Source organism: Flavobacterium frigoris PS1 (assembly GCF_000252125.1).
Lineage (GTDB): Bacteria > Bacteroidota > Bacteroidia > Flavobacteriales > Flavobacteriaceae > Flavobacterium > Flavobacterium frigoris_A.
This window is the reverse complement of record NZ_AHKF01000018.1, coordinates 467,596-492,767: the sequence shown is the minus strand read 5'-3', so window position 1 is coordinate 492,767 and position 25,172 is coordinate 467,596. Positions and strand designations below refer to the sequence as shown.

The 25,172-nt window shown below is 34.8% G+C and carries 23 protein-coding genes; 14 read left to right on the top strand and 9 right to left on the bottom strand.

The window, feature by feature from the left end; translation table 11 throughout:
- Positions 1 to 41 precede the first annotated feature (41 nt).
- The 13 genes from HJ01_RS10905 (at position 42) to HJ01_RS10845 (ending at position 12,012) form a co-directional block, all read left to right on the top strand.
- Complete coding sequence (locus HJ01_RS10905) at positions 42 to 800, top strand: DUF547 domain-containing protein (protein WP_007138463.1); 759 nt, start codon at positions 42 to 44, stop codon at positions 798 to 800.
- Positions 793 to 1,485 (top strand): TIGR04283 family arsenosugar biosynthesis glycosyltransferase, encoded by a 693-nt coding sequence (locus HJ01_RS10900; protein WP_040473860.1) that lies wholly within the window; start codon positions 793 to 795, stop codon positions 1,483 to 1,485. Before HJ01_RS10905 ends, HJ01_RS10900 begins: the two co-directional genes overlap by 8 nt.
- Positions 1,486 to 1,558: 73 nt before the next feature.
- Positions 1,559 to 2,314, top strand: a complete 756-nt coding sequence (locus HJ01_RS10895) for a DUF6503 family protein (RefSeq protein WP_007138461.1) — start codon at positions 1,559 to 1,561, stop codon at positions 2,312 to 2,314.
- Between the two features lie 88 nt (positions 2,315 to 2,402).
- Positions 2,403 to 3,698 (top strand): NAD(P)/FAD-dependent oxidoreductase, encoded by a 1,296-nt coding sequence (locus HJ01_RS10890; RefSeq protein WP_040473920.1) that lies wholly within the window; start codon positions 2,403 to 2,405, stop codon positions 3,696 to 3,698.
- Between the two features lies 1 nt (position 3,699).
- A complete protein-coding gene (locus HJ01_RS10885) occupies positions 3,700 to 5,292 on the top strand; it encodes a 4Fe-4S binding protein (RefSeq protein WP_007138459.1) in 1,593 nt (530 codons plus the stop codon).
- Position 5,293: 1 nt separating this feature from the next.
- The gene (locus HJ01_RS10880) at positions 5,294 to 5,695 is read left to right on the top strand and encodes a toxin-antitoxin system YwqK family antitoxin (RefSeq protein WP_007138458.1); all 402 of its coding nucleotides are present in this window, start codon (positions 5,294 to 5,296) and stop codon (positions 5,693 to 5,695) included.
- Entirely contained in the window at positions 5,692 to 6,381 is a 690-nt protein-coding gene (locus HJ01_RS10875) for a glycosyltransferase family 2 protein (RefSeq protein ID WP_007138457.1), read from the top strand. Before HJ01_RS10880 ends, HJ01_RS10875 begins: the two co-directional genes overlap by 4 nt.
- Before the next feature lie 25 nt (positions 6,382 to 6,406).
- The gene (locus HJ01_RS10870) at positions 6,407 to 7,888 is read left to right on the top strand and encodes a cellulose synthase family protein (protein WP_007138456.1); all 1,482 of its coding nucleotides are present in this window, start codon (positions 6,407 to 6,409) and stop codon (positions 7,886 to 7,888) included.
- Positions 7,888 to 9,231 carry a polyprenol phosphomannose-dependent alpha 1,6 mannosyltransferase MptB gene (gene mptB, locus HJ01_RS10865; RefSeq protein WP_007138455.1) on the top strand — a complete coding sequence of 448 codons (1,344 nt, stop codon included), beginning with the start codon at positions 7,888 to 7,890 and terminating at the stop codon, positions 9,229 to 9,231. Before HJ01_RS10870 ends, mptB begins: the two co-directional genes overlap by 1 nt.
- A 27-nt stretch (positions 9,232 to 9,258) precedes the next feature.
- Complete coding sequence (locus tag HJ01_RS10860; RefSeq protein WP_007138454.1) at positions 9,259 to 9,840, top strand: sigma-70 family RNA polymerase sigma factor; 582 nt, start codon at positions 9,259 to 9,261, stop codon at positions 9,838 to 9,840.
- Positions 9,841 to 9,862: 22 nt separating this feature from the next.
- Entirely contained in the window at positions 9,863 to 10,132 is a 270-nt protein-coding gene (locus HJ01_RS10855) for a hypothetical protein (RefSeq protein ID WP_138984271.1), read from the top strand.
- Between the two features lie 121 nt (positions 10,133 to 10,253).
- Positions 10,254 to 11,306, top strand: coding sequence for a glycoside hydrolase family 113 (locus tag HJ01_RS10850; RefSeq protein WP_007138452.1), 1,053 nt, complete (start codon positions 10,254 to 10,256; stop codon positions 11,304 to 11,306).
- Positions 11,278 to 12,012, top strand: a complete 735-nt coding sequence (locus HJ01_RS10845) for a haloacid dehalogenase type II (RefSeq protein ID WP_238531081.1) — start codon at positions 11,278 to 11,280, stop codon at positions 12,010 to 12,012. The genes HJ01_RS10850 and HJ01_RS10845 overlap by 29 nt, the downstream gene beginning before the upstream one ends.
- Before the next feature lie 81 nt (positions 12,013 to 12,093).
- Here HJ01_RS10845 and msrB read toward each other — a convergent pair whose 3' ends face one another.
- The 6 genes from msrB to HJ01_RS10815 form a co-directional block, all read right to left on the bottom strand.
- On the bottom strand, positions 12,094 to 12,636 hold the full coding sequence (msrB, locus tag HJ01_RS10840; protein WP_007138450.1) for a peptide-methionine (R)-S-oxide reductase MsrB: 543 nt from the start codon (positions 12,634 to 12,636) through the stop codon (positions 12,094 to 12,096).
- 4 nt (positions 12,637 to 12,640) lie between these two features.
- A complete protein-coding gene (gene msrA, locus HJ01_RS10835) occupies positions 12,641 to 13,273 on the bottom strand; it encodes a peptide-methionine (S)-S-oxide reductase MsrA (RefSeq protein ID WP_007138449.1) in 633 nt (210 codons plus the stop codon).
- Positions 13,274 to 13,415: 142 nt separating this feature from the next.
- On the bottom strand, positions 13,416 to 14,378 hold the full coding sequence (locus HJ01_RS10830) for a nucleoside hydrolase (protein WP_007138448.1): 963 nt from the start codon (positions 14,376 to 14,378) through the stop codon (positions 13,416 to 13,418).
- A 10-nt stretch (positions 14,379 to 14,388) separates the two neighbouring features.
- Positions 14,389 to 15,378, bottom strand: a complete 990-nt coding sequence (locus HJ01_RS10825; protein ID WP_007138447.1) for a phosphotransferase — start codon at positions 15,376 to 15,378, stop codon at positions 14,389 to 14,391.
- Between the two features lie 142 nt (positions 15,379 to 15,520).
- The gene (locus HJ01_RS10820; RefSeq protein WP_007138446.1) at positions 15,521 to 18,496 is read right to left on the bottom strand and encodes a TonB-dependent receptor; all 2,976 of its coding nucleotides are present in this window, start codon (positions 18,494 to 18,496) and stop codon (positions 15,521 to 15,523) included.
- A gap of 46 nt (positions 18,497 to 18,542) precedes the next feature.
- Positions 18,543 to 19,238: a DUF2064 domain-containing protein gene (locus tag HJ01_RS10815; RefSeq protein WP_007138445.1), complete on the bottom strand. Its 696-nt coding sequence runs from the start codon at positions 19,236 to 19,238 to the stop codon at positions 18,543 to 18,545.
- A 540-nt stretch (positions 19,239 to 19,778) separates the two neighbouring features.
- Here HJ01_RS10815 and HJ01_RS10810 point away from each other — a divergent pair.
- A complete protein-coding gene (locus HJ01_RS10810) occupies positions 19,779 to 20,942 on the top strand; it encodes a hypothetical protein (protein ID WP_007138444.1) in 1,164 nt (387 codons plus the stop codon).
- Positions 20,943 to 21,110: 168 nt separating this feature from the next.
- Here HJ01_RS10810 and HJ01_RS10805 read toward each other — a convergent pair whose 3' ends face one another.
- The 3 genes from HJ01_RS10805 to HJ01_RS10795 are packed head-to-tail and all read right to left on the bottom strand — an operon-like array spanning position 21,111 to position 25,159.
- Positions 21,111 to 23,762: a hypothetical protein gene (locus tag HJ01_RS10805; RefSeq protein ID WP_157999920.1), complete on the bottom strand. Its 2,652-nt coding sequence runs from the start codon at positions 23,760 to 23,762 to the stop codon at positions 21,111 to 21,113.
- Between the two features lie 3 nt (positions 23,763 to 23,765).
- A complete protein-coding gene (locus HJ01_RS10800; protein WP_050855221.1) occupies positions 23,766 to 24,287 on the bottom strand; it encodes a DUF4402 domain-containing protein in 522 nt (173 codons plus the stop codon).
- A gap of 50 nt (positions 24,288 to 24,337) precedes the next feature.
- The gene (locus HJ01_RS10795) at positions 24,338 to 25,159 is read right to left on the bottom strand and encodes a hypothetical protein (protein WP_007138441.1); all 822 of its coding nucleotides are present in this window, start codon (positions 25,157 to 25,159) and stop codon (positions 24,338 to 24,340) included.
- Between the last annotated feature and the right edge of the window lie 13 nt (positions 25,160 to 25,172).

The following is a 25,172-nucleotide window of genomic DNA, read 5'->3' as shown; positions in this document are numbered from 1 at the left end:
TTATTACTGTCTATTATTGATATAACTAAATAATACTACTGATGAGAACTTTTTTTATAAGCCTACTCCTATTACCTCTTCTTTCCTGTGGGAAGAGCACAAGCACTACTGAAATTCCTGATTTAGCCTATCAAACAACTAATATGGAAACAGCACAAAGTATGGATCACTCTAAGTGGAATGTCTTGCTACAGAAAAATGTCTCTAAAAATGGGATTGTAGATTACAAAGGATTTCAAAAAGACAGTAAGCAATTGCAGTCGTATTTAGATCTACTGGCAGCAAATGTTCCCTCAAAATCATCATCAAAAAAGGCAGTACTTGCCTATTGGATTAATGCTTATAATGCATATACCGTTAAATTAATCCTTGATAATTATCCCGTTAAAAGCATCAAAGACATCAAAGACCCTTGGGGAAAAAAGTTTTTTACTTTAGGTACCAATAAATACAGTTTAGAACAAATAGAACATGAAATTCTGCGAAAAATGGGGGAACCTCGAATCCATTTCGCCATCAATTGCGCGTCCTTCTCTTGTCCAAACTTATTGAATGAAGCTTATACCGAGGCTAAGATTGAAAAACAGTTAGAAAATAGCGCAAAATCATTTGTAAACGACAAAGCAAAAAACACAATCACTGCTGATAAAATTGAAGTCTCGGAAATATTCAATTGGTTTTCAGGTGATTTTAAAACAAAAGGAACTTTGATTGATTTTTTAAATCAGTATAGTAGCCTAAAAATTAATAAAAATGCAAAAGTAAAATTCAAAGATTACAACTGGAGTTTAAATGAATAAAATATCCATCATAATTCCTGTATTCAATGAAGTCAATACTATAAATCGACTTTTGTTCCATTTAGAAAATTCAATTTCACAAACAGTTGAATTTGAAATTATTGTAGTTGATGGCGGCAGTAATGATGGTTCTCAAAAAGTGATACAAAACCATCAAAAGGTAGCACTGCTTCATACCAAAAAAGGAAGAGCACAACAGTTAAATGCAGGCGCCAAAATTGCCACTGCCGAAGTGCTCTATTTTTTACATTGTGACAGCTTTCCGCCTAAGGACTTTGACCGTTTAATTATGGATCAGGTTCAAAAAGGCAATAAAGCGGGTTGTTTCCGAATGAAATTTGATTACCAACATCCTGTTTTAGCAATCTCGCAATGGTTTACCAGAATAAATCATATTTCCTGTCGTGGTGGTGATCAGTCTCTATTTGTCACTAAAGCCCTTTTTAATGAAATAAATGGCTTTAACGAAGACTTTATTATTTATGAAGACAACGAGATCATTTCAAGATTGTACAATAAAAAACAGTTTATCGTGATTCCTGAAAATTTGATTACTTCGGCCAGAAGGTATCGCGAAAATGGTGTTTGGCGATTGCAATACCATTTTGCTGTTATTCACTTAAAGCGAAGACTAGGACATTCATCAGAAAGCATGTTGGAATATTATAAGAAAACAATAAAATAGAAGGCTAAAAGAATTTATCCACTGTACCGAAAATAAAGAACAATCAATTATTAAATATTAAAATTAGACCCAAATGAAGAAAATTGTTGCCACTGTCCTGTTATCCACACTTCTATTTGTAGGATGTAAATCAAATGAAGAAAAAGAAAACTTTACACAAAAAATAGAAAAAACTCATCAAAAAGAAAAGTTTGCAACTAAGCAAGCTATTCAATATGATTTGAAGTTAGAATTTGGAGGCAAAGAAAGAATAGATGCTAAATTTACTATTCTTACCAACTCAACAGAAGGAGTGATTGAGTATAAAAATGGTGCTAAAATAATTTTTGATAAAGATAAAGTTTTCTATTCCCCTACTATCCCAAGCGAAGAAACAGTACGATTTGATGCTTTTACTTGGGGTTATTTTTTCCTTTTTCCTTATAAACTAAGTGATCCCGGAACGATATGGAATACATATGACAACAAAGAAGCCAATCACGAAGAGTACCTAACTGAAAAACTAACTTTTAAATCAGGTACAGGAGAAGCTCCAGATGACTGGTACGTGGTCTATGCTGATAAAAAGACTAATTTAATCGAAAAAGCGGCTTATATCGTTACTGCAAATGGAACCAAAGAGGAAGCAGAGAAAAACCCACATGCGATTCAATATTTAGAATATAAAGAAATTGATGGAATTCCTATTGCTACAAAATGGGTTTTCTGGGAATGGAAAGAAGGTGAAGGACTTACGAATAACATTGGAAACGCCAGCTTAACGAACATTAAGTTTGTTACTGTTACTGAAGATACGTTCAAAAAAGACAAAAGCTTTAAAACAAAATAAAAACAGTCTCTTTTCATTCTAATATCATAACTTTATGAATGAATAAACATCCCTGTTTCCTATAATTATTTAACGAATGCCTTTTTCTATGGAACATATTGTCATCATCGGTAACGGAATTTCGGGAGTGACACTCGCACGCCACATCCGAAAACAATCCGATTCAAAAATTACGATCATCTCTTCGGAAACAGAATTTTTCTTTTCCCGAACGGCTCTGATGTATGTTTTTATGGGCCATATGAAATTCGAACATATGCAACCTTATGAAAATGATTTTTGGAAAAAGAACAGCATCAATCTGGTCCATAAGCGGGTAACGGAAGTGTTGCCAAAGGAAAAATCTCTTGTATTGGAGGATAACTCTAAAATTTCGTTTGATAAATTAGTAATTGCTACAGGATCTATCCCCAACAAATTTGGCTGGCCTGGTCAGGATCTGAACGGAGTAACAGGTTTGTATGACAAACAGGATTTAGAAGCATTAGAAAAATGGGCTCCCACAACAAAGCGCGCTGTAATTGTAGGTGGAGGTTTAATAGGTATCGAATTGGCAGAAATGCTACGATCCCGTAATATCCCCGTTACTTTTTTGGTTCGGGAAAAAAGTTTCTGGAGCGGTGTTCTGCCTTTGGGCGAAAGCCAAATGATCAATCGCCATATTCTGGAGCACCATATCGATTTGCGTTTAGGAACAAATCTAGTTGAAATTCTTTCTGATAAAAATGGACACGCTAGAGCTGTCGTTACTGACAAAGGTGAAACAATTGACTGTGAAATTGTAGGCCTAACTGCTGGTGTTTCGCCTAATGTTGCTTTTTTGAAAGATTCTGGAATTGATTTAGGTCGCGGCGTGAAAGTGAATCGTTTTTTAGAAACTAATATCAAGGATATCTTTGCCATTGGCGATTGTGCCGAACAGCACGAAGGTATCGATTTGCGTCGTCCAATAGAAGCCGTCTGGTACACGGGCAGAATGATGGGAGAAGCACTCGCTCAAACATTAACAGGCAATCCTACACAATACAAACCGGGACACTGGTTCAACTCCGCTAAGTTTCTGGATATCGAATACCAGACCTACGGCTGGGTATTTGCAAAACCAATGGAACATGAGGAGCAATTTTATTGGGAACATAAAGACGGTAAAAAAGCAATACGAATTTCATTTGACAAAGAAAGTCGCACGTTTCTAGGGATTAATACTTTTGGAATACGCTTGCGTCATGAGTTCTTTGACAAGGTGCTTACTGATGAAAAAACGGTCGATTATGTTATGCATCATTTGGCGGAAGCCAACTTTGATCCTGAATTTTTCACCAACTATAACAAAGAGATACAACAACAGTTTACGACCGAATTCATTGGATTAAAAACAGAATAAAATGAGCAAATCACCAAAAAACATATCCATTGCATCGCATCAGGACAATGAGCTAAGCACCGTTCAAAAACTAGGATTAACACTCGGTTTTATTGGGCTTTTCATTATGATATTGGCTTTATTTAATGTCAATTTTCCAAATAAAACAATATGGTTTACTGTTTCCATTTCCTCCATTTTAATTGGAATTATAATCTATGCAAGAAGCAGCTATCTGCATAAACCGGAAGGTATTAATAATAACGGGATTTTTCATAAATCACTTACTAACCGCGGTATTTTTGCTTATATGCTTGGTATTTTACTAACTTCCTTCTATGTTGTGCTCTATTGGTATCCTAGCTATTTAGGTTTAGGAGAAGATGGAGTCGCAAATTCTGGAATTGTGGGTTTCTTTGATCCTTTCAGTTATTTTTTAAATGGACATGCAGCCAGTCAGTGGTTCGTATACGGAACTTTTTATACCCTAGCTATTTTAGGTTTAGGTTACAAATTCATTTTAAAATACAGAAACAATAAATACCAATTAGTCCGCACTATTTCTGTAATGTTTTTCCAATTGGGTTTTGCTTTTTTAATCCCTGAAATCCTATCTAAATTAAATCCTGACCTTCCCTATTTTGCCAAGGATTTAAAGAATATGTGGCCCTTAAACTATTATTTCTTTGAAGATTGGCACTTGACCAATATGGTACAAGGTGGTAACCTTGGCATGTTTATGCTGATTTTTGGTGTTGCTATGATATTTATTATTTCGCCTATTCTGACCTATTTCTATGGAAAAAGATGGTATTGCTCTTGGGTTTGTGGTTGCGGAGGCTTAGCAGAAACAGCTGGAGATCCTTTTAGACACTTATCAAATTCTACCGAAACAGTATGGAAAGTTGAGCGTTGGATGATCCATTCGGTTTTAGTCTTCTCGTTTGTGACTACTATTGCGGTTATCTTTACTTTCTTGTCTAATAATCCAGAGTTAAGTTTTATAACAAGAAACCAATTTATATACGGTATTGTGGGCTTTTTAGTTGTTTTTACTGGAGCTTTATTCTATTTCAAACGCAGCGATTTAGATGCCGATGCTAAATACACAATGCTGTCATTAGTTGCCATAATTATTATTTCAATAGCAATTAATTTCTTTTCGGGCAATCAAAATATTCTTTTTATAGATAGCTACGCCTTAAGAAAATGGTATGGTTTTGCTATTGGTGCTGCATTTAGTGGTGTTATTGGAGTTGGTTTTTATCCTCTTTTAGGTAATCGTGTTTGGTGTCGTTTTGGATGCCCAATGGCTGCCATTTTAGGATTGCAACAACGGTTATTTTCAAAATTTAGAATTACAACTAATGGTGGACAATGCATATCTTGCGGAAATTGTACAACACATTGCGAAATGGGAATAGACGTAAGAAGCTATGCTCAAAAAGGCGAAAATATTGTTCGCTCTTCCTGTGTAGGATGTGGTATTTGTGCAGCGGTATGTCCTAGAGGAGTTTTAAAGCTAGAAAATGGTTCTGAAGAAGGAAGAATAAATTCGAATGAAATCCTATTAGGAAATGATGTAAATTTAATGGATTTGCTCAACAACAAATAGAATGAAAAAAGGATTTTATATATTGCTTTTATTCACTTTTTTCCAAGTATCTGGTCAAAAAACTTATTTAAAAGAGCATTATGATAACGGCAAATTAAAATCGGAAGGATGGTTAAACCAAACTCAGAAAGTAGATTACTGGCTTTACTATTTCGAAAACGGAAATAAAAAAGAAGAAGGTCATTTTATAAATAACAAAAAATGCAAATGGTGGATTTTCTATAATTCAAAAGAGGCAATAAGCAAAAAATGTGAGTTTGAAAACGACCAATTAAATGGCTTTTCTGTTTTTTATAAAAACAATCAAATTATTCGAGTCGAAAAATATTTTATGGGTACAAAAAGCAATGAATGGAATTCATTAAAGGAATTCAAAAAAGACAATAAATTGAACTTTTTATGAGTAAAATAAAAGTAATTATTCCGGCTTATAATGAAGAAAAAGCTATTGCCAATGTAATTCAGGAAATCCCTTCAATTGTTGATGAAATAATTGTAATTAGTAATAACTCGACCGATAATACCGAGCTGGCAGCGAAAAATGCTGGCGCCACTGTACTTTCTGAAAACAGAAAAGGTTATGGATATGCCTGCTTAAAAGGAATGGAATACATTTCGAACCAAGAAATAAAACCAGAAATAGTGGTTTTTCTGGACGGTGACTATTCTGATTATCCTGAAGAGCTAATCAAGCTTATAGCCCCTATCTTAAAGGACAATATTGATTTTGTAATTGGTTCCAGAGTTCCCAGTCTCAGAGAGAAAGGGTCTATGACTCCACAGCAAATTTTTGGAAACTGGCTGGCCACTTTCCTAATGAAATTGTTTTTTAATGCAAAATTTACCGATTTAGGTCCCTTTAGAGCCATTAAGTACGAAAAGTTATTGGCTTTAAACATGGAAGATAAAACATATGGATGGACTGTTGAAATGCAACTAAAAGCCTTAAAACAAAAAATATCTTATGTTGAGATTCCCGTTCGATACAAAAATCGAATTGGCGTTTCTAAAGTGTCTGGAACAGTTAAAGGATCAGTAATGGCTGGAATAAAAATAATTGGCTGGATTTTTAAATATACTTTTAAATAACATCCTAAAAAGGTTAAACAATAACATGCTACAGCTTTCTTACATCATCGTAATCCTTTACGCAATTTCCATTTTACTCGTTTTCTTTTATAGTTTGGCACAATTTAATTTGCTGCTTAACTACCTTAAAAGCAAAAAAACAAAAGATGAATCTCCACAATTTGACTTTTCAAATGCTGAGGAAATCCCTTATGTCACCATACAATTGCCTATTTTTAATGAGAAATATGTGATAGAGCGATTATTAACAACTATTGCACAACTCGACTACCCAAAAGAAAAATTAGAAATTCAAGTTTTAGATGACAGCACTGATGAAAGTGTAATTGACACAGCAACTTTGATTCAACAAATTGCTGCTACCGGAATCGATATCAAACAAATAAAAAGAACAAACAGATCCGGTTTTAAAGCTGGCGCGCTAAAAGAAGGTTTAGTTTATGCTAAGGGAGAATTTATTGCGATTTTTGATGCCGACTTTGTCCCTCAAAAAGACTGGCTTTATAGAACCGTTCCGTATTTTAAAGATCCACAAATTGGCGTTGTACAAACACGTTGGGGACATCTAAATCGCAATTATTCACTACTCACAAAAATTCAAGCTTTTGCTTTAGATGCTCATTTTACATTAGAACAAGTAGGCCGGAATTCTAAATCACACTTTATCAATTTTAACGGTACAGCTGGTGTATGGAGAAAAGAATGCATTCTTGACGCTGGAAACTGGGAAAGTGACACACTAACTGAAGATCTTGATTTGAGCTATCGCGCACAATTAAAAAACTGGAAGTTTAAATACTTAGAACAAGTAGAAACACCTGCCGAATTACCTGCTATTATCAGTGCAGCCCGTTCGCAGCAATTTAGATGGAATAAAGGAGGTGCAGAAAATTTCAGTAAAAATGCAATTCGATTAGTATTATCAAAAACAACCGGATTCAAAACAAAGGTTCATGGTATTCTACATTTATTAAACAGCACCATGTTCCTTGCCGTTTTTGTCATGGCAATATTGAGTGTACCTGTTTTATATATAAAAAACAAATACCTACAATTTGATGCCATATTTGATATTTTAATCTTTTTTGTCATTAGTTCCTTATTGTTTTTTATTAGCTATTGGGTTACTTTTAAAAGTCTTCATGGCGGTGGATATAAAAACTTCTTGAAATACACCAGTATGTTTTTTACTTTTTACACCATTGTGATGGGCTTTTCTTTTCACAATACAATAGCTGTATTAGAAGGTTTAATAGGTAAAAAAAGTGAGTTTATTAGAACTCCAAAATTGAATATTGAAGGACTAAAAGACAAGTGGAAACAAAATAGCTACCTCTCTAAAAAAATATCTAAAAACATAATTATCGAAGGTGGTTTAATCTTTTATTTTCTTTTTGGAATCTACAGTGCTGTCTTATTAAACGATTACAGTATAATTGCACTTCACTTTATGCTTTTAACAGGCTTTAGCTTTGTTTTCATAAAATCAATAACAGATAATCACTAATGATTTCTTTAAGTTCAAATACTGTAAAGTCTTATTTATATCTCCTACTAAGTATCCTTATTTATGGCTACGTAGGTTATGTATTAGAACGCTCAGCATTTATTAATCTACTAATTGGTTATGGCTTTTTATTTGTTTTTTTTTTCCAAATTATCAAATTACAAAAAGACAACATCCCTTTTTTGATAGGTGCTGCCCTACTCTTTCGATTCGTATTCATCGCCGTTTCGCCTAATTTATCACAAGATTATTATCGTTTTATTTGGGATGGGCGTTTGCTTCTTCAAGGAATAAATCCCTACTTATCCTTGCCAAATGATTTAATAGATCAGGCTAATTTTAATTTGGCTAATGCCAAAGAGCTCTTCGACGGAATGGGCAGTTTAAGTGCAAGTCATTTTTCTAATTACCCGCCAATAAATCAGTTTTTATTTGCACTTGCTGCCTTATTTAGTGCAAATTCTGTGATTGGAGCAGTAGTTACAATGCGACTTATTATCATCGCAGCTGATCTGGGTACCCTATATTTCGGAAGTAAACTATTAGAGAAATTAGGAATCGAAAAACACCGTATTTTCTGGTATTTATTAAACCCATTAGTTATTATTGAACTGACTTCAAATCTTCATTTTGAAGGAGTAATGCTGTTCTTTTTTGTTTGGAGTATGTATTTGTTACATCAAAAAAAATGGAAAGCTGCCGCTGTAATATTAGCCTTGTCTATTTCAACAAAATTACTTCCCTTATTACTATTGCCTTTATTTTTGCAAAAATTAGGATACAAAAAAGCATTCTTTTTTTATAGCATAGTTATTACAGTTAATATCATGCTCTTTTTGCCTTTTCTTTCTGCTGAACTTATTCAGAACTACAGTGAAACTATAGGTCTATGGTTTACCAATTTTGAATTTAATGCTAGTATTTATTATCTTATTCGTGAAGTTGGCTTTTGGGTCAAAGGCTACAATATTATCCATACTACAGGTAAAATAATTCCCGTTTTGATGATTCTATTTATTATTTATAAAGCCTTCAAAGGAAAAAACGGGACAACAGAACAATTGTTTGAAACTATGTTATTGGTTTTAACCGTTTATTTTTTTACTACTACAACAGTACACCCTTGGTATGTTATCAATCTTATATTGATTGGTGTTTTTACAAAATACAACTACCCTATTGTATGGAGTTTAACGGTAATATTAAGCTATAGTGCCTATTCCAATCTAGATTTTCAGGAGAATTTTTGGTTAATTGGAATCGAATATCTCGTGGTTGTTGCCTATATAATTTATGAAAACACTAACTTTCTGCGCAACAAAAAAATAGTACATTTGGCATAATTAAAATAATGAAGCCTACAGATATATATGGATGTTACAAACGAAAACCCAAAAACGCTATTAGAAAATTGGGTCAATCAATTTAGCGATGAACTTTATTGTTGGGCATTCTACAAAACATCTTCAAAAGAGACTGCCGAAGATTTAGTCCAAGAAACTTTTTTATCGGCATTTCATAAAATAGATACTTTTCAAGGGAAAAGCCAACCCAAAACCTGGCTATTTTCTATTCTAAATAACAAAGTAATTGACTATTACCGCAAGAGTGCCAAAACGACTAAACAAACCTTTAGTTTGACTGAAAACAGTGGTTTTGAGTTATCAGAAGGCATGTTTAACACCTATGGATGCTGGAAAAGTAATGATGTAAAAGCAATTTGGGACCAGGAAGAAGAGTTGCTGGACAATCCCGAATTTAATGAAGTAATGCAGGAATGTATGGAAGACTTACCCCAGAAATGGAAATTAGCTGTTACATCCAAGTATTTATCAGATAAAGACACCACCGACATTTGTCAGGAATTAGAAATCAGCTCGTCTAATTATTGGCAGATAGTACATAGATCAAAACTACTTTTGAGGAAATGTCTTGAAATTAAATGGGTTTAATAACACTTTAACTTTAGAGAAAATGCATATAGCACTGAGAATAATGTTGAGGACTTGCAAAAAATCAACAGAGCTGATAGATAAACAAATGTTTACTTCTTTGACGCTAAAAGAAAAAATACAATTACAGGCCCATAAAGCCATGTGCGAAACCTGTAATGCATATGAAAATCAGTCGAAATTGATGGACAAACTAATTGGCCAATGGTTTGCTCCAAACAAATCCAATGGAAGTATGAAAATGGCCGAAGCAAAAAAGCTGACTATTATTGAGAAATTAAAGAAAGCATAATTAGCATTTTTTAATGCGCGAATATTAAAATACCACCGCACTAAAATAAATAATTAACTGCGACGTAATACTTTCATATTAGAAATTCAGTTAGCAGTTTTTATAAGTTAACTTTAGCATTATGAAAAAACAATTCCTTGTCCTTTTACTCCTTTTTATCCTAATTATTAGTGGATATGCCTTTTATAACAATAAAGACAAAGATAAATTTGCTGAAAAACGTTTAAAACCAACAGTAAAAATTGTAGCAATGGAATACAAGGGGATGAATCTTGTAGCGCCCATAAAAGAATTAAAAAATAGTACGCTAGAGAATTTAAAAGAGAATCATGTCAACGCAATCTCTTTGATTCCTTATGCGTTTGCAAATATTGACAATGCCTCCGTAAATTATAACAATGATCGTCAATGGTGGGGCGAAAAAACAGAAGGTATAATTGCGAGCAATAAAATGGCACATGATTATAAAATGACTGTGATGTTAAAACCACACCTTTGGATAAACCATAATTTTTATACCGGGCATTTAGATTTTGCTACCGAAAAAGAGTGGCAACATTGGGAAGCCGATTATGAAAAATACATTCTTGATTTCGCACAATTAGCCCAAAAAGAAAAAATTGAACTCTTTTGTTTTGGAACAGAATTAGGAAATTCAGTTGCAAAAAGGCCTGAATATTGGAATCAATTAATCCAGAAAATTAAAAAAATCTATACCGGTAAATTGACCTATGCCGCTAACTGGGATGATTTTGATAAAGTTCCTTTTTGGAACCAATTAGATTACATTGGTATTGATGGTTATTTCCCACTATCTAATGCAGAAAATCCTTCTGTTGAAGAGCTGAATGAGGGATGGATAAAACACATCCAGAAAATGGATCTAGTTCAAAAAAAGTTCAACAAAAAGATTCTCTTTACCGAGTTTGGATACCGCAATTCCAATCATGCGACTGAAGAACCTTGGGTAGAAACTAAAAATGAAATCAATAATTTGGCTCAAGCCAATGCCTACGAGTCCTTATTTCAATCCATGACCCAAAAAGAGTGGTTTGTAGGTGGCTTTGCATGGAAATGGTATGCTGATGATTACCATAAGCAGCCAAAAAATAGTATTGATTACACACCGCAGGAAAAACCTGCTCTTGAAACCATTAAAAGATGGTACAACTAATTTAAATTCAAATAAAATGACTATACAAAAAAGCAAACCTGTAATTGTCTTTGATGTAAACGAAACTTTACTCGACATGACTCCTCTAAAAAAATCGGTTAATGCGATGCTGAATGAAGAGCAGGGATTCCGAATATGGTTTGGCATGTTGCTGCATTACTCTACAGTATCTAATAGTATTAATGAATACCATAATTTCACCACTATAGCTGCAGCAACGCTAAAAATGGCAGCAGTATCAATGCACAAAAAAGTTACTGCAGAAGAAATCAAAGAAGCTTTATCAGTAATTAAATCTCTGCAAACCTATCCCGATGTAATCAAAGGACTCAAGCTTTTAAAAGAAAATGGTTTCCGATTGATTACTCTGACCAACTCACCTGATAGCGCATTAAAGGAACAATTAAAGAACTCTAATCTCACCGATTATTTTGAACATGCATTAAGTATTGATAGTATCAAAAAATACAAACCTGAAGCCGAAACTTATTTATGGGCAGCTAAAAAACTAGCTGTAAAACCAAACGAAATGATTATGATTGCAGCACATGGTTGGGATTTGGCAGGTGCTGCCCATGCGGGCCTAGCAACTGGATTTATTGCTCGTGAAGGTCAATCGCTTTATAGCTTATCAAGTAAACCTGATTTTGAAGCCAAAGATATAATAGCGATGGCTGAGCAATTAGTTGCTGCTTATAGCGAATAGCCTAACATTATAAAACTCAAAAGGGCGTTTGTTTCAAATGAAACAAACGCCCTTTCTTTGAACAAAATAATTAACCACTATTTATTTAGACTCTTGGAATAACATCGCTGCTGAATTCATACAATAACGCAAACCTGTTGGTCTAGGTCCATCATCAAAAAGATGTCCTAAATGACCATCACAACGTGCACATACAATTTCTCCGCGTACCATTCCCATACTTTTGTCAACAACCTCTTTTACTCTGTTTTTATTTATTGGAGCATAAAAACTTGGCCATCCCGTACCGGACTCAAACTTTGCTTCAGAGGAGAACAAAGGCAACTTACAGGCAGCACAAAAATAATGTCCTTTTTTATGGTTGCCATTGAATTCATTTTGAAAAGGACGCTCTGTTCCTTTTTCGCGCAATACAGAATACTCATTAGCAGTCAATACCTTTTTCCATTCAGCATCTGTTTTTATGACTTTCTTCAACGAGGTATCTGTCAATGACAGAACCGGTTGTTCCTGCATAGTTGATTTTGCTTCTGTTATTACTTTTTCACTTTTATTCGCTTGCATACATGCAATAAAGCTAAATGCTATCGCGGGAAGCACTAATAGTTGTTTATATAATTTCATGACTTTAAGATTTAGGTTTTAGTTTTCCTTTATATGTTTTTTTAAACTTGTTGTATCGCGGTATTGAAACCCCTTTTACATAAGGCTGATTGGGATTATTTTTTACATAATCTTGGTGGTAGGATTCTGCTTCATAAAACTCAGAAACTGGTTTTACCTCCGTAACGATAGGATTGGCGAATACTTTATTAGCAGTAAGTTCCTTAATTTTGTCTTCAATAATTTTCTTCTCTACTACATTTTTGTAAAAGGCAATAGAACGATAGGAAGATCCCTTATCTGGACCTTGCTGATTAGGCGTTGTAGGATCCTGCGAGGCAAAAAACACATCTACTAGTTCCTTGAAAGAAACTACTTTAGGATCATAGAAAACCGCCACAGCTTCTGCATGACCAGTTCTATTAGAACCCACCATTTCATAGCTAGGATTCTTTACGTTGCCTCCAGAATATCCAGATACCGCCTCGTCTACTCCTACAACTGCTTCAAATACATGCTCACTGCACCAGAAACAACCTTCGGCAAAAACAGCTATGGCCTTCCCTTTTTTAGGTTCTAAAGACATTTTTTTTGTCTGTGCGTTACAACTTAAAATTGTAAACAACACTACTACCAAACTTGCTAATTTAATTTTCATCTGTTGTTATTTTTGTTTTTATAAATACTGTTGCCTTCAAATATATCTAATGGTTACTACAAACACTCTAAGATATAATTGACTATAAGGTAATATACGATTGATTTCTAGATTTGGTTTTCAAACAAACCCTAAAGTTTTGTTAGTTTTTTACACTTAAAGTCTCCAATATCTTTTCTTCAAAACCTTGCAGGGCTCTTATGGCGTAATCTACTTTCTTTTTGGTTTTATACTTATAGGAAACTTCTAAGAAATTTTTATAAGGAACATTTGGTTGCACTTGAAGCGCATCATTCTTTTTATAATTTACTTGAATGGGAATATCCTTGTGGTAGGTAAAATATTCAGGATGCGTAATCACTCCTAAAGTAGAACAGTCAAAAGGAATAAATCCTCTAACTCCAAAATACTTCTCGTTCTTATCCATCCAAGGTTGAACAATATCAAACAACCACTTATCAGCTTCTTCATTCGTATCTAAACTAGCCAAATCAATATTCCCAATGTGCGTATAAGAACTGGGCTCATAGCCTGCAAAAACAAGTGGTATAGAAGAGTTAAGAAGCACATCCATTGACTTATTGTCTAACTCATAGTTGTAATCAAACACATTCAATTTTCCGTTTCCTGGATTAAAAAGTAAACCTGGAGTTCTTGCAGCGCAAATTGAAATTTTCTCTATTTGCGGAATAATATCAGGATGATTTTGGATCAAAGTAGCAATATTAGTCATGGGTCCTAAGGCTAAAATAGTCAGCTTCTCTTTCCTTAAAGCTTCATATAATGCTCTAGTTCCATCATTTTCAACACCTAAATCATCTGCTTTTGGAGACCCTTTATACACTGGAATTGCCGCACCCTTATTGTGCCATCCCAAAATTTTATTGATAACATCATAGCTATAATCTACATAAGTGATCGAGCTAATTCCTACTATCTCTATTTGAGGTTGCTTCAACGCCATAATCAAGGTGATTCCATCATCTACCTCCCGGGCAGTTTTATCAGGCATTCCAATCATGATATCAGTGTCAAACCAAACTTTTGTTTGCGCTTGCAATGATGCCGAAAGCAACAATGCTAATGCGAATATTTTAATTTTCATAATCTTTCTTTTATTTTAAAATCAAATTTTCAGCAAACTGTAATAAGGTTGCTTTGGTTTTTAAATCCATTTTTAATGGTAATTGTGCCAGCCCTATCAATCTACGCATGATTTCACAACCTATAAAACCATTCAAAATTGTAGTGTTTAATTCGGCAAAAGAATAGTAATTTTCCTTTACAAAATCGATAGCTGATTCCTCCTGCTGTGTTAAATACAGATGGGCTAATAGTACGCCTAAATCGAATTCGCGCAAGCCATAAAAACAAAATTCTGGATCTATAACTTTAATACCTTGATTCGTTTTCAACCAGCTCCCTGGATAAAAATCACCTTGTAATAAATACTTTCCTTTTGACAAATACAAAGAGCCCAACCGTTCAATTTTTTGTTTTAAATCCGAGTTCTTTTTGTACGACAAAGCCAATTTTTGAAGCCCCTCTTGAACTGAATCTAAATTGAAACCATTTTCTTCTCTAAATGGATATTCAAAAATATGTTCATAGTTCAAACTCCTCATTTCAGTATTTGTCAGTTCGTCATCAACAACGGTTTTCTGAAAACTTTGGTGCAAACCATTCAAATAATTCACTAATTGCTGCAACTCTCCGACTTCTAATTTTTGTTGCAAATCATACAAAACAGTATAATCATTTGTTTTCCCTAAGTCTTCTAAAGCAATCAAATTATTCACCGCATCAATTCCTAAAAGTTTAGGCATTGCACGCTGCACTTTTTCAGAACTGGATATTTTTTTATAAAAAGCCCCTTCGGTAAGAACACGAGCTTCGGGCGCTAAAACCTGTGGATATTTTTCGACATACCCACGAGATTGTTTGACAATAAAAGAGCGACTTTCCGTCTCTATCCGCAATACGCAATTCATATTCCCCTCGCCAGGTTTAGACAGTGAAACAATAGTTTCGTTAGCTGCGAACCACTGTTGATGCTGTAAATAAGTAGCCAATTCTTCTGGCTCATTTGCATTTAGTATAAACATATTTTACTTTTATTTTATTTGGGCGTTCCCGCCAAAAAAAGGCGGTCGGGCTATCCGTTCTATCTTTTGTTTCGTAAACTCCACAAAAGGATGTCACTCCTATCCCTAACGCAAATTAAAAACATCAAGACACAAATTCTGTTTAGAATAAATAACGTACTCCAAATTGAAACTGTCTTGGTGGAGAGGCGTTTCGTTGTGTAAACAAGCCGCTAGCACTAGATCCTCCTTGAATTTGGTTACTTTGAGTAGCATTGTTACTGTATCCACTTAAGTTTTCGGCATTGAAAACATTAAAGATATCGGCACGCAATTCAATTTTATTGTTTCCTGCAATTGTGATTTGGTGTTGCACTCCTAAATCAAAAGTGGTACTCCATGGTAAACGATCATTGTTTCTACTTTCTCCCGGAAAACGGTCACTATTTCCTTGATAGGCGTCAGAAAAACTAGCGCCATCACCATTCAAATCCGTCGTGCCAAAACCAAGAGGAATACGATTTATAGGTTGGCCACTTTGTAATAAACCAGCCAGTGTAACTGTAGTTCCTTTAAATGGATAGTAACTGTAAATTCCATTAATATTATGTGTTCTGTCATTTACTGACGGCCCCCATTCATTCGCATAATTATTCCCATCCGAAGCTCTAAAGTTAATTCCGTCAGTATCATTTTTACTAGAAGACAAGGTATAATTCAAACGATACGTATAGTTATCAGTTCCTTTTGTTTTTTGGTAATTGAAACTCATCGCATAATATCTTGACTTCCCTTCATTCTCACTAACGATAACACTTCTCGCAATTCCTGTAACTGTTTGTCCGTTAATGGTAGCACTTCCATTAATAATCGGAATTGGTCGGGTCGCATCAGCTTCAGCGGGAGTCCTAATTACAACATTATTAGGGTCAATTGAATATTCGGCCGCTGCATTCAAGTTGCGTAATCGTGATAAGTTTTCACCTCTATTGTGAACCAAATCCACAAAGAATAATCTTTCATCCGACAATTGCAATTGGTATCCTAAAGCAAACTCATGAGAATACGAATTCTTATACCCATTTGGATTCAAAATACGGCGCTCATTAGAGAATATATTTTCTCGCTGCCCTTGTAAATCAGTTGCCGACGGTCCTAGCAAAAAATCTACTCCAGAAACCGAAGCGGCTAAATTACCATTGTACGTAATTCTATCAATATTCGTATCGGCGGGTAAAATCCCCAATCTTTTCAGTTCTTGTAATTCTAATTTATAACTTGACGAAGTTGTATTTTGCTGCAAAGCATCACTGTACAAAGCATAGTTTACCTTATCGTATGAAATTCCGTATCCACCACGCAAACTACTTGAATTGTCTAGTTTATAATTGAAATTAAATCGAGGTGCTAAATTGTTAAAATCCCCTTTATCGCTTCCTCCTTTTGACAAATTATCATAATCATAACGCAATCCTAAAACAAGATTTAATCTATTAGAAACTGACCATAAATCCTCTACATAAGCCGAGTAAATATCTTGATTTGTTCCAAAAGAAGCCGGACGTAATTCTACATTATAGTTCAAAACGGTTGCATCAAGTGGAATATCCTTTACATTCAATGCTCCTCCTACGTCACTATTTTTAATAACATCGATCTGGTTTTGATTCAGCTTTACACGGTAATTACCTACTGGATTTCCTCCACCAAATAATTGATGATCTCCTCTAATAAAATTCACACCAGCTTTAAAAGTATGATTCTCTGTATAATATTTTACTTTTTGTTGAATTTGAATTGTATTTTCAATAGCATCAAAAACGTAACCCGGATTTCCTATCACTCCTAATGTTTCATCATTGACACCTAAAATAGTTACTTGCGAACTGTTAGGATTGAACGGTTTTGCATAATTCCATCTAAAACGACTGTATTGTACATTCGTTTCTCCCGAAAAATTTCCGAATTTATAGCTGTTTTTTAAAGCTAATAAAATACTGTTCCGCTGTTGTGTATTTCCTGCTGAAGCAAATGTAGAACCACCATCAAGTCCGCCACCTTGTCGTTCCACATCTACTATACCCACATTTGCTCGTAATGAGGAGTTGAAATTAGGATTCCAAATCTGGTCAATTTTTGTAGAAAAATAATCAAATGTGTTAGTTCCTCTAACCGTTTCAGTGACGCCAAGTTGAGGAACATTTAATAAATTATCCTTAACATCAGTCGTGTGTTCAAAGTTAAAGTAATAGAAGGTTTTATCTTTTACTAAAGCACCACCTATTCCGACACCTGTTTGATAGCGTGCGAAACCATTTTTCACTTGGTTTCCAGATAAATCTCTTTGCGCAAAACTAGATTTCCCATCAATTGAAGGGCCCGGTCTTGTAATAAAGAAAACTTCACCAGTGGTTTCATTAGATCCAGAACGAGGCGTAATATTGATTATTCCGCTTCCTGTCAAGCCATATTCCGCGGAGAAATTATTGGTTAAGACTGTAATATCTTTTACAAATCCAGACGGAATAGCAAACTTTTGTCCACCTAAAAATCGTTCGTTATTGTCTAAACCATCAATCAGGTAAGAAGTATATCCTGAACTGGCTCCATTGATACTCACATTAGGTGCTTCGGCATAAAAACCTGTTGCTTGTGACACATTAGGCAACCGAAATAAAACTCTTGTTATATCGCGTCCTTCTACAGGAATTTCCTGGATTTCCGCTGCTTTCATCTCAAAAGAGACCTCCGCATCCCGACGATTAATTTTTGCAGTGGCGCCTTGGGTAATCACAACTTCATTCAACTCATTTGAATCTTTTGCTGCTAAAACCAAAGTCACATTGGCAGCTTGATTTGACCGTACACTTATTAAATCTGATTTTTGAGCTGCGTATACAGCCGTTCCTTCAAAAATCACTTGGTAACCATCTAAGGCAGGAATACCTCTAAATGTAACTTTACCTTGACTATTTGAAATTTGTTGCATACTACTATTACGAGAACTATTAATTAATAGAACTTCGACATTTGCAATAGCTTGTTGCGTCTTAAAATCTATGATGGTGACAGACAGATCTTCTTGAGCGACCGCAAATGTGGTGACACTCAGTAATAAAAACAGGAAAAATTGTTTCATTCAAGTATAATTTTGGATAATAATTTTAAAATAAAGTGTTGACAAATTACTCCATGATGGGAGATCCTTTATTAAAATTAAATCCAACAATCTCAAAACAATAGCGCTTCTTTAAAACTCGGTTTATGGGATGTTGATACGACAACATCGAAAGCATGTAGTTTTTAAAAGTACTGTAGAAAGAAAATCCTTTGAGTATGTTTTTAAAATCAGCTATCGTATTTAAATCAGCTAAAGGAGACAATATGGTTGACTCCTTAAAAGAAAGTGCTTTCAGTTGCGCTGCAACTTGATTCGTACACCAACTTATTTTTGCAAATAAAGCTGCATTAAAAACTGATTTTGAAACTCCTATTAAATAGGTTCCCCCTTTCCGGTCTGGACCAAAAACCCATTTTTTATTTTCAAGACCTAACTGTGCATTTTTGAAATGCGTCACAGTAAGTCCGGGGCTATCGTTTCCTACAACTATAACTTTTTCAAATCCTTTGTCAAAAACTAATTGTATTGCGTGACTTAATTTATCACCAAAAGATTGCCCAACTTGTGTCTTTTCATCTGAAATAAAGTATGGCAAATTTGTTTTATGAATCGTTTGTATCACTTTCTGATTCATTTTTTGCCATAGTAAATCATTCTGCTTTTTTTGATAGGCAATAGGTTTCACAGCACTTTCCACCTGATCGCTTTGCGCAAAAAGGAGGATCGCTGTTGATAAAGAATGTTTACAGTCCAAATTCATATGTTATATGACGAATAGAAATGCCAATCCTGACGATAGCATCTGTTTTTTTTTAGCTATTTTATTTTCCTTTTAAGAATGAAGGGCGTTTTATCTTCCAAAAATACACTTTTGAAAATAAAGTAAATCTGTAAGTTTTAATAAATTATTTCAATATTTGATTCAACGTAATTATTAACGGGAGCAATTTATACCCAAGAAAAATCAAAACAAGAACTGGCTGCATGTAACTTCAATCACAATTTATCTTACTAAAAAATGAAGGCAAAAGTAACCGAAAGCTCATTTAAGAAATCACGTATAAACCATCACAAAAACACTTAAAAAAAGAGCCATTTCAAGCAAAATAGGTTACTAGCAATAATTATGTACCTTTGCAGAACGAAAATTAGGATTATACGACAACTCATGAAAAGTGAATTGTAAGACGTTTTATCGTTATTTTGTTGCTAGCCTGGGAAGCAAGTTTCATCTCAAAAAATCATTTTTTTCTCGTATTCCTTCAATTTTTCACTTTTTTTAATTCCCAAAAAACACTTTATGTTTTCAAAAATTACTTTGATAATTGGCTTAATGCTATTATCAACTGGAGCTATTTATGCCCAAGACAAACCAGAACTAGAAATAGGCGGTGCTTTACGATTCAATTACAATTTATCTTCATGGAAAGATGGACAAAAGAAACGCGGAGGAGATTTTGGATATGATGTATTCCGCGTTAATGCTAAGGCCAAATACAAAGGAATCAAACTGAATGCTGAATATCGCCTTTATTCAGAAGGTTTTGGTGGAGGAATGTTAAAACAGGGTTGGGTAGCCTATGATTTTGATCCAAAGAATGAAATTCAAGTTGGACTAACACAAGTTCCTTTTGGAATTACAACTTATAATTCTCACAACTGGTTTTTTAGTATGAACTATTACATCGGTTTAGAAGACGATCATGACATGGGAATTAAGTTTACCCATACGGACAAAAAATGGAACTATGCCTTAGCATTTTTCAAAAATGCCGAAGAGCAAAGATTTGGTAGTAACTCTGACGTTTCAGACGCTAGATATTCCTATGATGTGGCTTCGATAGATATAGATGGTGATGGAATTTTAGACTTCCGTAATAAGGAAGTGAATCAAGTCAATGGTCAACTTAATTACGTGATCGGAAATGATAGTATTAGTCATACGATAGGAGGTTCTGGACAATTTGGTGGACTTTACAATTTAGACACTGAGGAAATGGGATCCCATTACGCTGCAGCTTTGCATTATCAATTGAAATACAAACGTTTTGGTGTTAAAGCACAAGTGACAAAATACAAAAAAACTACTAAAGGTCCAGCAGGAGAAAGTAAACAAGTTGTTGCAATGACTGCTTATGGTGCACCTTACCTTACTGCGGCAGCAGGCCAAACCTACACTTTAGGCGTTCAATATACGCTCCCTGTAAATTGGGGTCCAGTCTCTTCACTACAATTCTATAATGATTATGGTTACTTAGAAAAAGTAAATTCTGATTTTGCAGACTCAATTATGAATGTAACTGGAGTTTTAGTTACTGCAGGAAATGTTTATACTTACTTTGATGCAGCAGCAGGTAAAAATCAGCCTTGGCTAGGTCCACAATGGACAAATGGCTTGGCAGACGGAGCTACAGATGCAAATTGGGAAGTGCGTTTCAATATGAATATTGGATACTATTTTTAGAACCTGACAATTCTATTTCATGAGTAATGAAGATTTACTTATGAAAGTTATCTAAAACTAATAAAACAGCCTTTAAACCCTAGTGGATTACAGGCTGTTTTATTTTATGCCACTAAAGTAAATGGCGAGCGGATGATTTTACCAGATATCCCTTAACTATTTTCAGGGCTATTCTTTATTTTTCTTCAATATAAAATCGATTCCATCCACGATATCACCTTCTTCAGATGCCTTTATCGTGAAATATCTGCAGGATGGTTCCGCAATAAAATTAAGATTACTCAACTGTTCTAGATCAACGCAGGCCCTATACTCTCCGGGTTTAAGCCCCAGTTTATATATGTATCCATCATATTCTGAAAGTGTTTCTGCTACGACTTTATCACTGTTTTTCTCATATATTTTTATCAATATCCGGCCTATCCCTTTGAGCTCGTTTTCCTTTTCCATATAAGCCATACCGCTTATTTCACCCATAGAGAGAATGGGAACGTCAATTCGCTTGAACTGGTTAGGGTCTACTAAAACTTTATAGGTTTTATGTTTAAAACGCCATGCTATATTATCTAAATCATTGTCATTAAACTCAATTAAATAACTGGTAAATGAGTTCAGATTAGGAATCCTCACAATGGAGTCTTTTTCATTAAAAATGGCTCTTCCCCCACTTATTCTAGCCGTAGTTAATTTCACCATATGTTCTCCTTTATCAAGAATACCGTTATTATTTAAGTCCAAAAAAGGATATAGTAAAATACCACCTTTACCCACTGAAGAATTATTATTTGAATGAATGTAGCCATTCCCACCTCCAAAAGCCAGACTGCCTCGTGCACTAATTGAAGTACCGCTATTAAGCTTACTTTGCGATCCTGAAACTGTAGCTCTTGCAAAAGAAAAATCATATTTGCAGCCCACATTTAGATAAAAATCATTTGACTGTAAGTTTCTTTGCAAGGAAGCCGAAAAATAACCTTTTGCAATCCTTTTTTCTAACTCTGTACTGAAAGATATTAATGCAGAATCAGTGGCATTATATCGTGCTGATGATCGTATAACATAATTATTCCTAAATCTATAACCCAATACTAAGTCGTTTGTAATGAAAGGATCTTTTTCACTAACCCAATTGATTTGCGTTGATGCATTTGCATTAAATTGTTTATAGGAGGCAGAAAACATCAAATTGGAATAATTATAATTAAACGTATCATAAACCAATTGGGAGTAGTCCAATCTAAAATAACCGTTTACTTTTTTGTAGTGAAATGGCATTGACAGCTTCGCTTCCCTTTCTTCAGAAGCATTAAACAGTGTTACTTTTTGTCCTTCGGCATATTTGGCATAATCAAGCTCTAATAAAATATCCTTCGTTATATAATAATTTAACAATCCCTTAGTTCTGACGCCATGGGCATACTCACCATTAAGGATTAACTTGCTAAAAGGTTGCACGGTTGCTTTTGCAAAAGGAATTAGACCATTATTGGCTAAAGAGGAAAGGTATTCTACACCTCCACCCACAGTTAATATGCGGTTAACACCGTAGTTAAAATCCCATTTTCCGAACAGACTTCCATCACCATCCTGCACTACACCAGCGGATAAACCATATTCAAACTCATTTGGCGCAACAACTGTATAAGGTACATTCATTTCCCGTTCTTCTGTACGTTCTTCGCCCGTGGGACCGTAATACCTTAATTTCACGGTGGTGAAACCATAAACGATTGGAACCTTAAATGTAAATGAACCGGATGCATCGGCCGTTGTAAAATCAACTAAAACATTATTGATGTATAGCTCCACTGTCCAGTTAGCTTCTGTAATTTCATCGATGACATAGCTTCCTTGTGCTTTTCGTACCGTAGTAGGTGAATTTCGAATGCTAGCTCCCACTAAAGGAGCATTAATAAAGGAAATCGTTGAAACGCTTATTTTACCCACTTGGGCTTGCTTGATGAAAGTCTTATCATTGTCTATCCACCTCCATTGGTACTGCAGCTGCCTATTGTCAAATTTGTATCGATCGAAATAATTCACTGAGATATTGGCTTCTCCATATAGCAGTTCTGTTCCTAAACTCAAGCCAAATGCATTATTTGTGCCACCTTTCCAATTTTGAAACGAGGAAGCGGACCAATCTAAGGTACCAAACTTGAATAAATGATAGTCACGACTAATAAGCGTATCTGCGACAATTTCTCCTTTTACTTTTGAAATATTTGATCGAATTTTTTCTAGGCGAATTTGTTTTACTATAGGCAACTCAAAATCCGCTTTTAATTTTATTGTCAGCGATCTGTAGTTAAAATCCAGTGTAATTCCAAAAGCTTTTGCAAAATATGAAGACTCCATATATAAGCTCCCTGATTCCTTTAATAGTTTATTTGGGGCACTAAATGTTCTTTCTCCTACTTTTACTAACCCTTTTGCAAAGTCGATGGAATAAGATTGTTGTTCGTTTCCAATAAATCCATCGAGATCTATTCCTTTCAATCCCGTTGTACAAGGAATTTTTAGAGCTCTGAACAAATCTTCTATATTAATATATAATAAGTTACTATCTGTATATAAAACGTCCAAATCAAAACTACCTACCCCATCAATAATTACATTTACTGGAAATAAATCATAAGAGACTGGATCTGGATCAGTTGATTTATCTATTACAAAGTTACTCTCCGATTTTTTCTCATAAGGCGTAAATGAACTCAAAAACACAAGTAAAAACAAGATTTTAGCTACAAATGAGAATGAAGACATCACTATTAGCCTCATAAATCTAGAGTAAACTACACAATATTTATCTTTCAACATTCCTTATTCTTGATTAAAGGTAATGAAAAACGTACCAGTATACGTACCCGGAATTGCATTACCTGGTATGTCAAGCGTGCCTCCGACCCTTAGAAGCGTTGTGAACTCCCTATTATTATTGGTGGAAAAAAACGCACCGTTAGTTCCCTTCTCAGTAGGGCCAATGTGTAGTATAAGTGAACCTCCATCACTCCCCTGTAAAGTAGTGGTCGGGGAAAAATCAAGATGAACATTCCTTCCTTGAAGTAGTTTTACTTCAAAAATAGCAGGTTGCGCATAAGGTGAAATACCCAAAATTGCAATACTTCCAGTAGCAGCCCTACTACCATCATATCCCACCACAACACTTCCACCCGCAGCGCCAGTAAGAGCAAAAGTTCCAAACTGTAGTGCCTGGGTTGCAGTTACTTCTATTGATCTTGTCGGCAAGCTAGGTTGTCCATACGAATAACTTGCACCAAATAAAAGTGCAGCTATAAATATCTTTAATGTATGAAATGGTCTTTTTGAGTTTACTATTTTCAATGTCAATCGCTATTTTCAATCTTTACTAAATAGATAATATTACCGTTTCCTTATTCAATTACCAAGTCACTTGCAGCATACACGAAAGCCTTAGAATCTCCACTACTACTGTAAGTCACCTTTAATGTTCCTTTGGCCAACGGCTTTCCTCTTTCGGTGTCTAATCGTAGAATTATTTTTCGCTTGTTTATGCTGGTGTATACTCCCACTCCATTTATGGCAGCAACATCATACGGTTTCCCTTTTTCAGGAATAAACTGTACTAGAATGTCACCGTATAATGAAATATTCCCTAATCGATTAATGGTAAAACTAAGGTTTTGTACCGTTTGATCCTGTCCTTGCAGTTTTAAATCACTCAAGGTGCTATTTACATCCGTTACGCCTGTACGGATGATTACAGGAATACTCATTCCGTAAATAGGAATAAGCTGTACACTTAAACTTTTAGCACCTTTGGCTGCGCTACTATCTCCAAGAGCCGTATAGTTTTTTTCAGATCTGAAATACAAATGGGAACGGTATTCACCTGACGCCATATCCGATTTACGTCGGTATTGTAGCACGATGGTTTGCCCTTCATTGGGCGCTAACGTAATCTGTCTTGGAAAAATACGCAGATAAGAATCAGCAAAATTTTGCCCCGATTCAGTTTCAATAATATCTACAAAACTTCCATCTTCTTTCATGCTTTTTTGAACAAAAGAAACCGAATAGGTGGTCGTCTCATTACCAACGTTTACCAGAGTAAGCACTTCTTTCTGCTTATTACCTTCAAATACAACCCGCTTGGGTGTAACTAGTAAATCGCCTTGACCCTTTGCTCCTAAACTGAAAACAATTATAGTCATGAATAGTAGTAACTTTTTCATTGTGCTCTTTTTT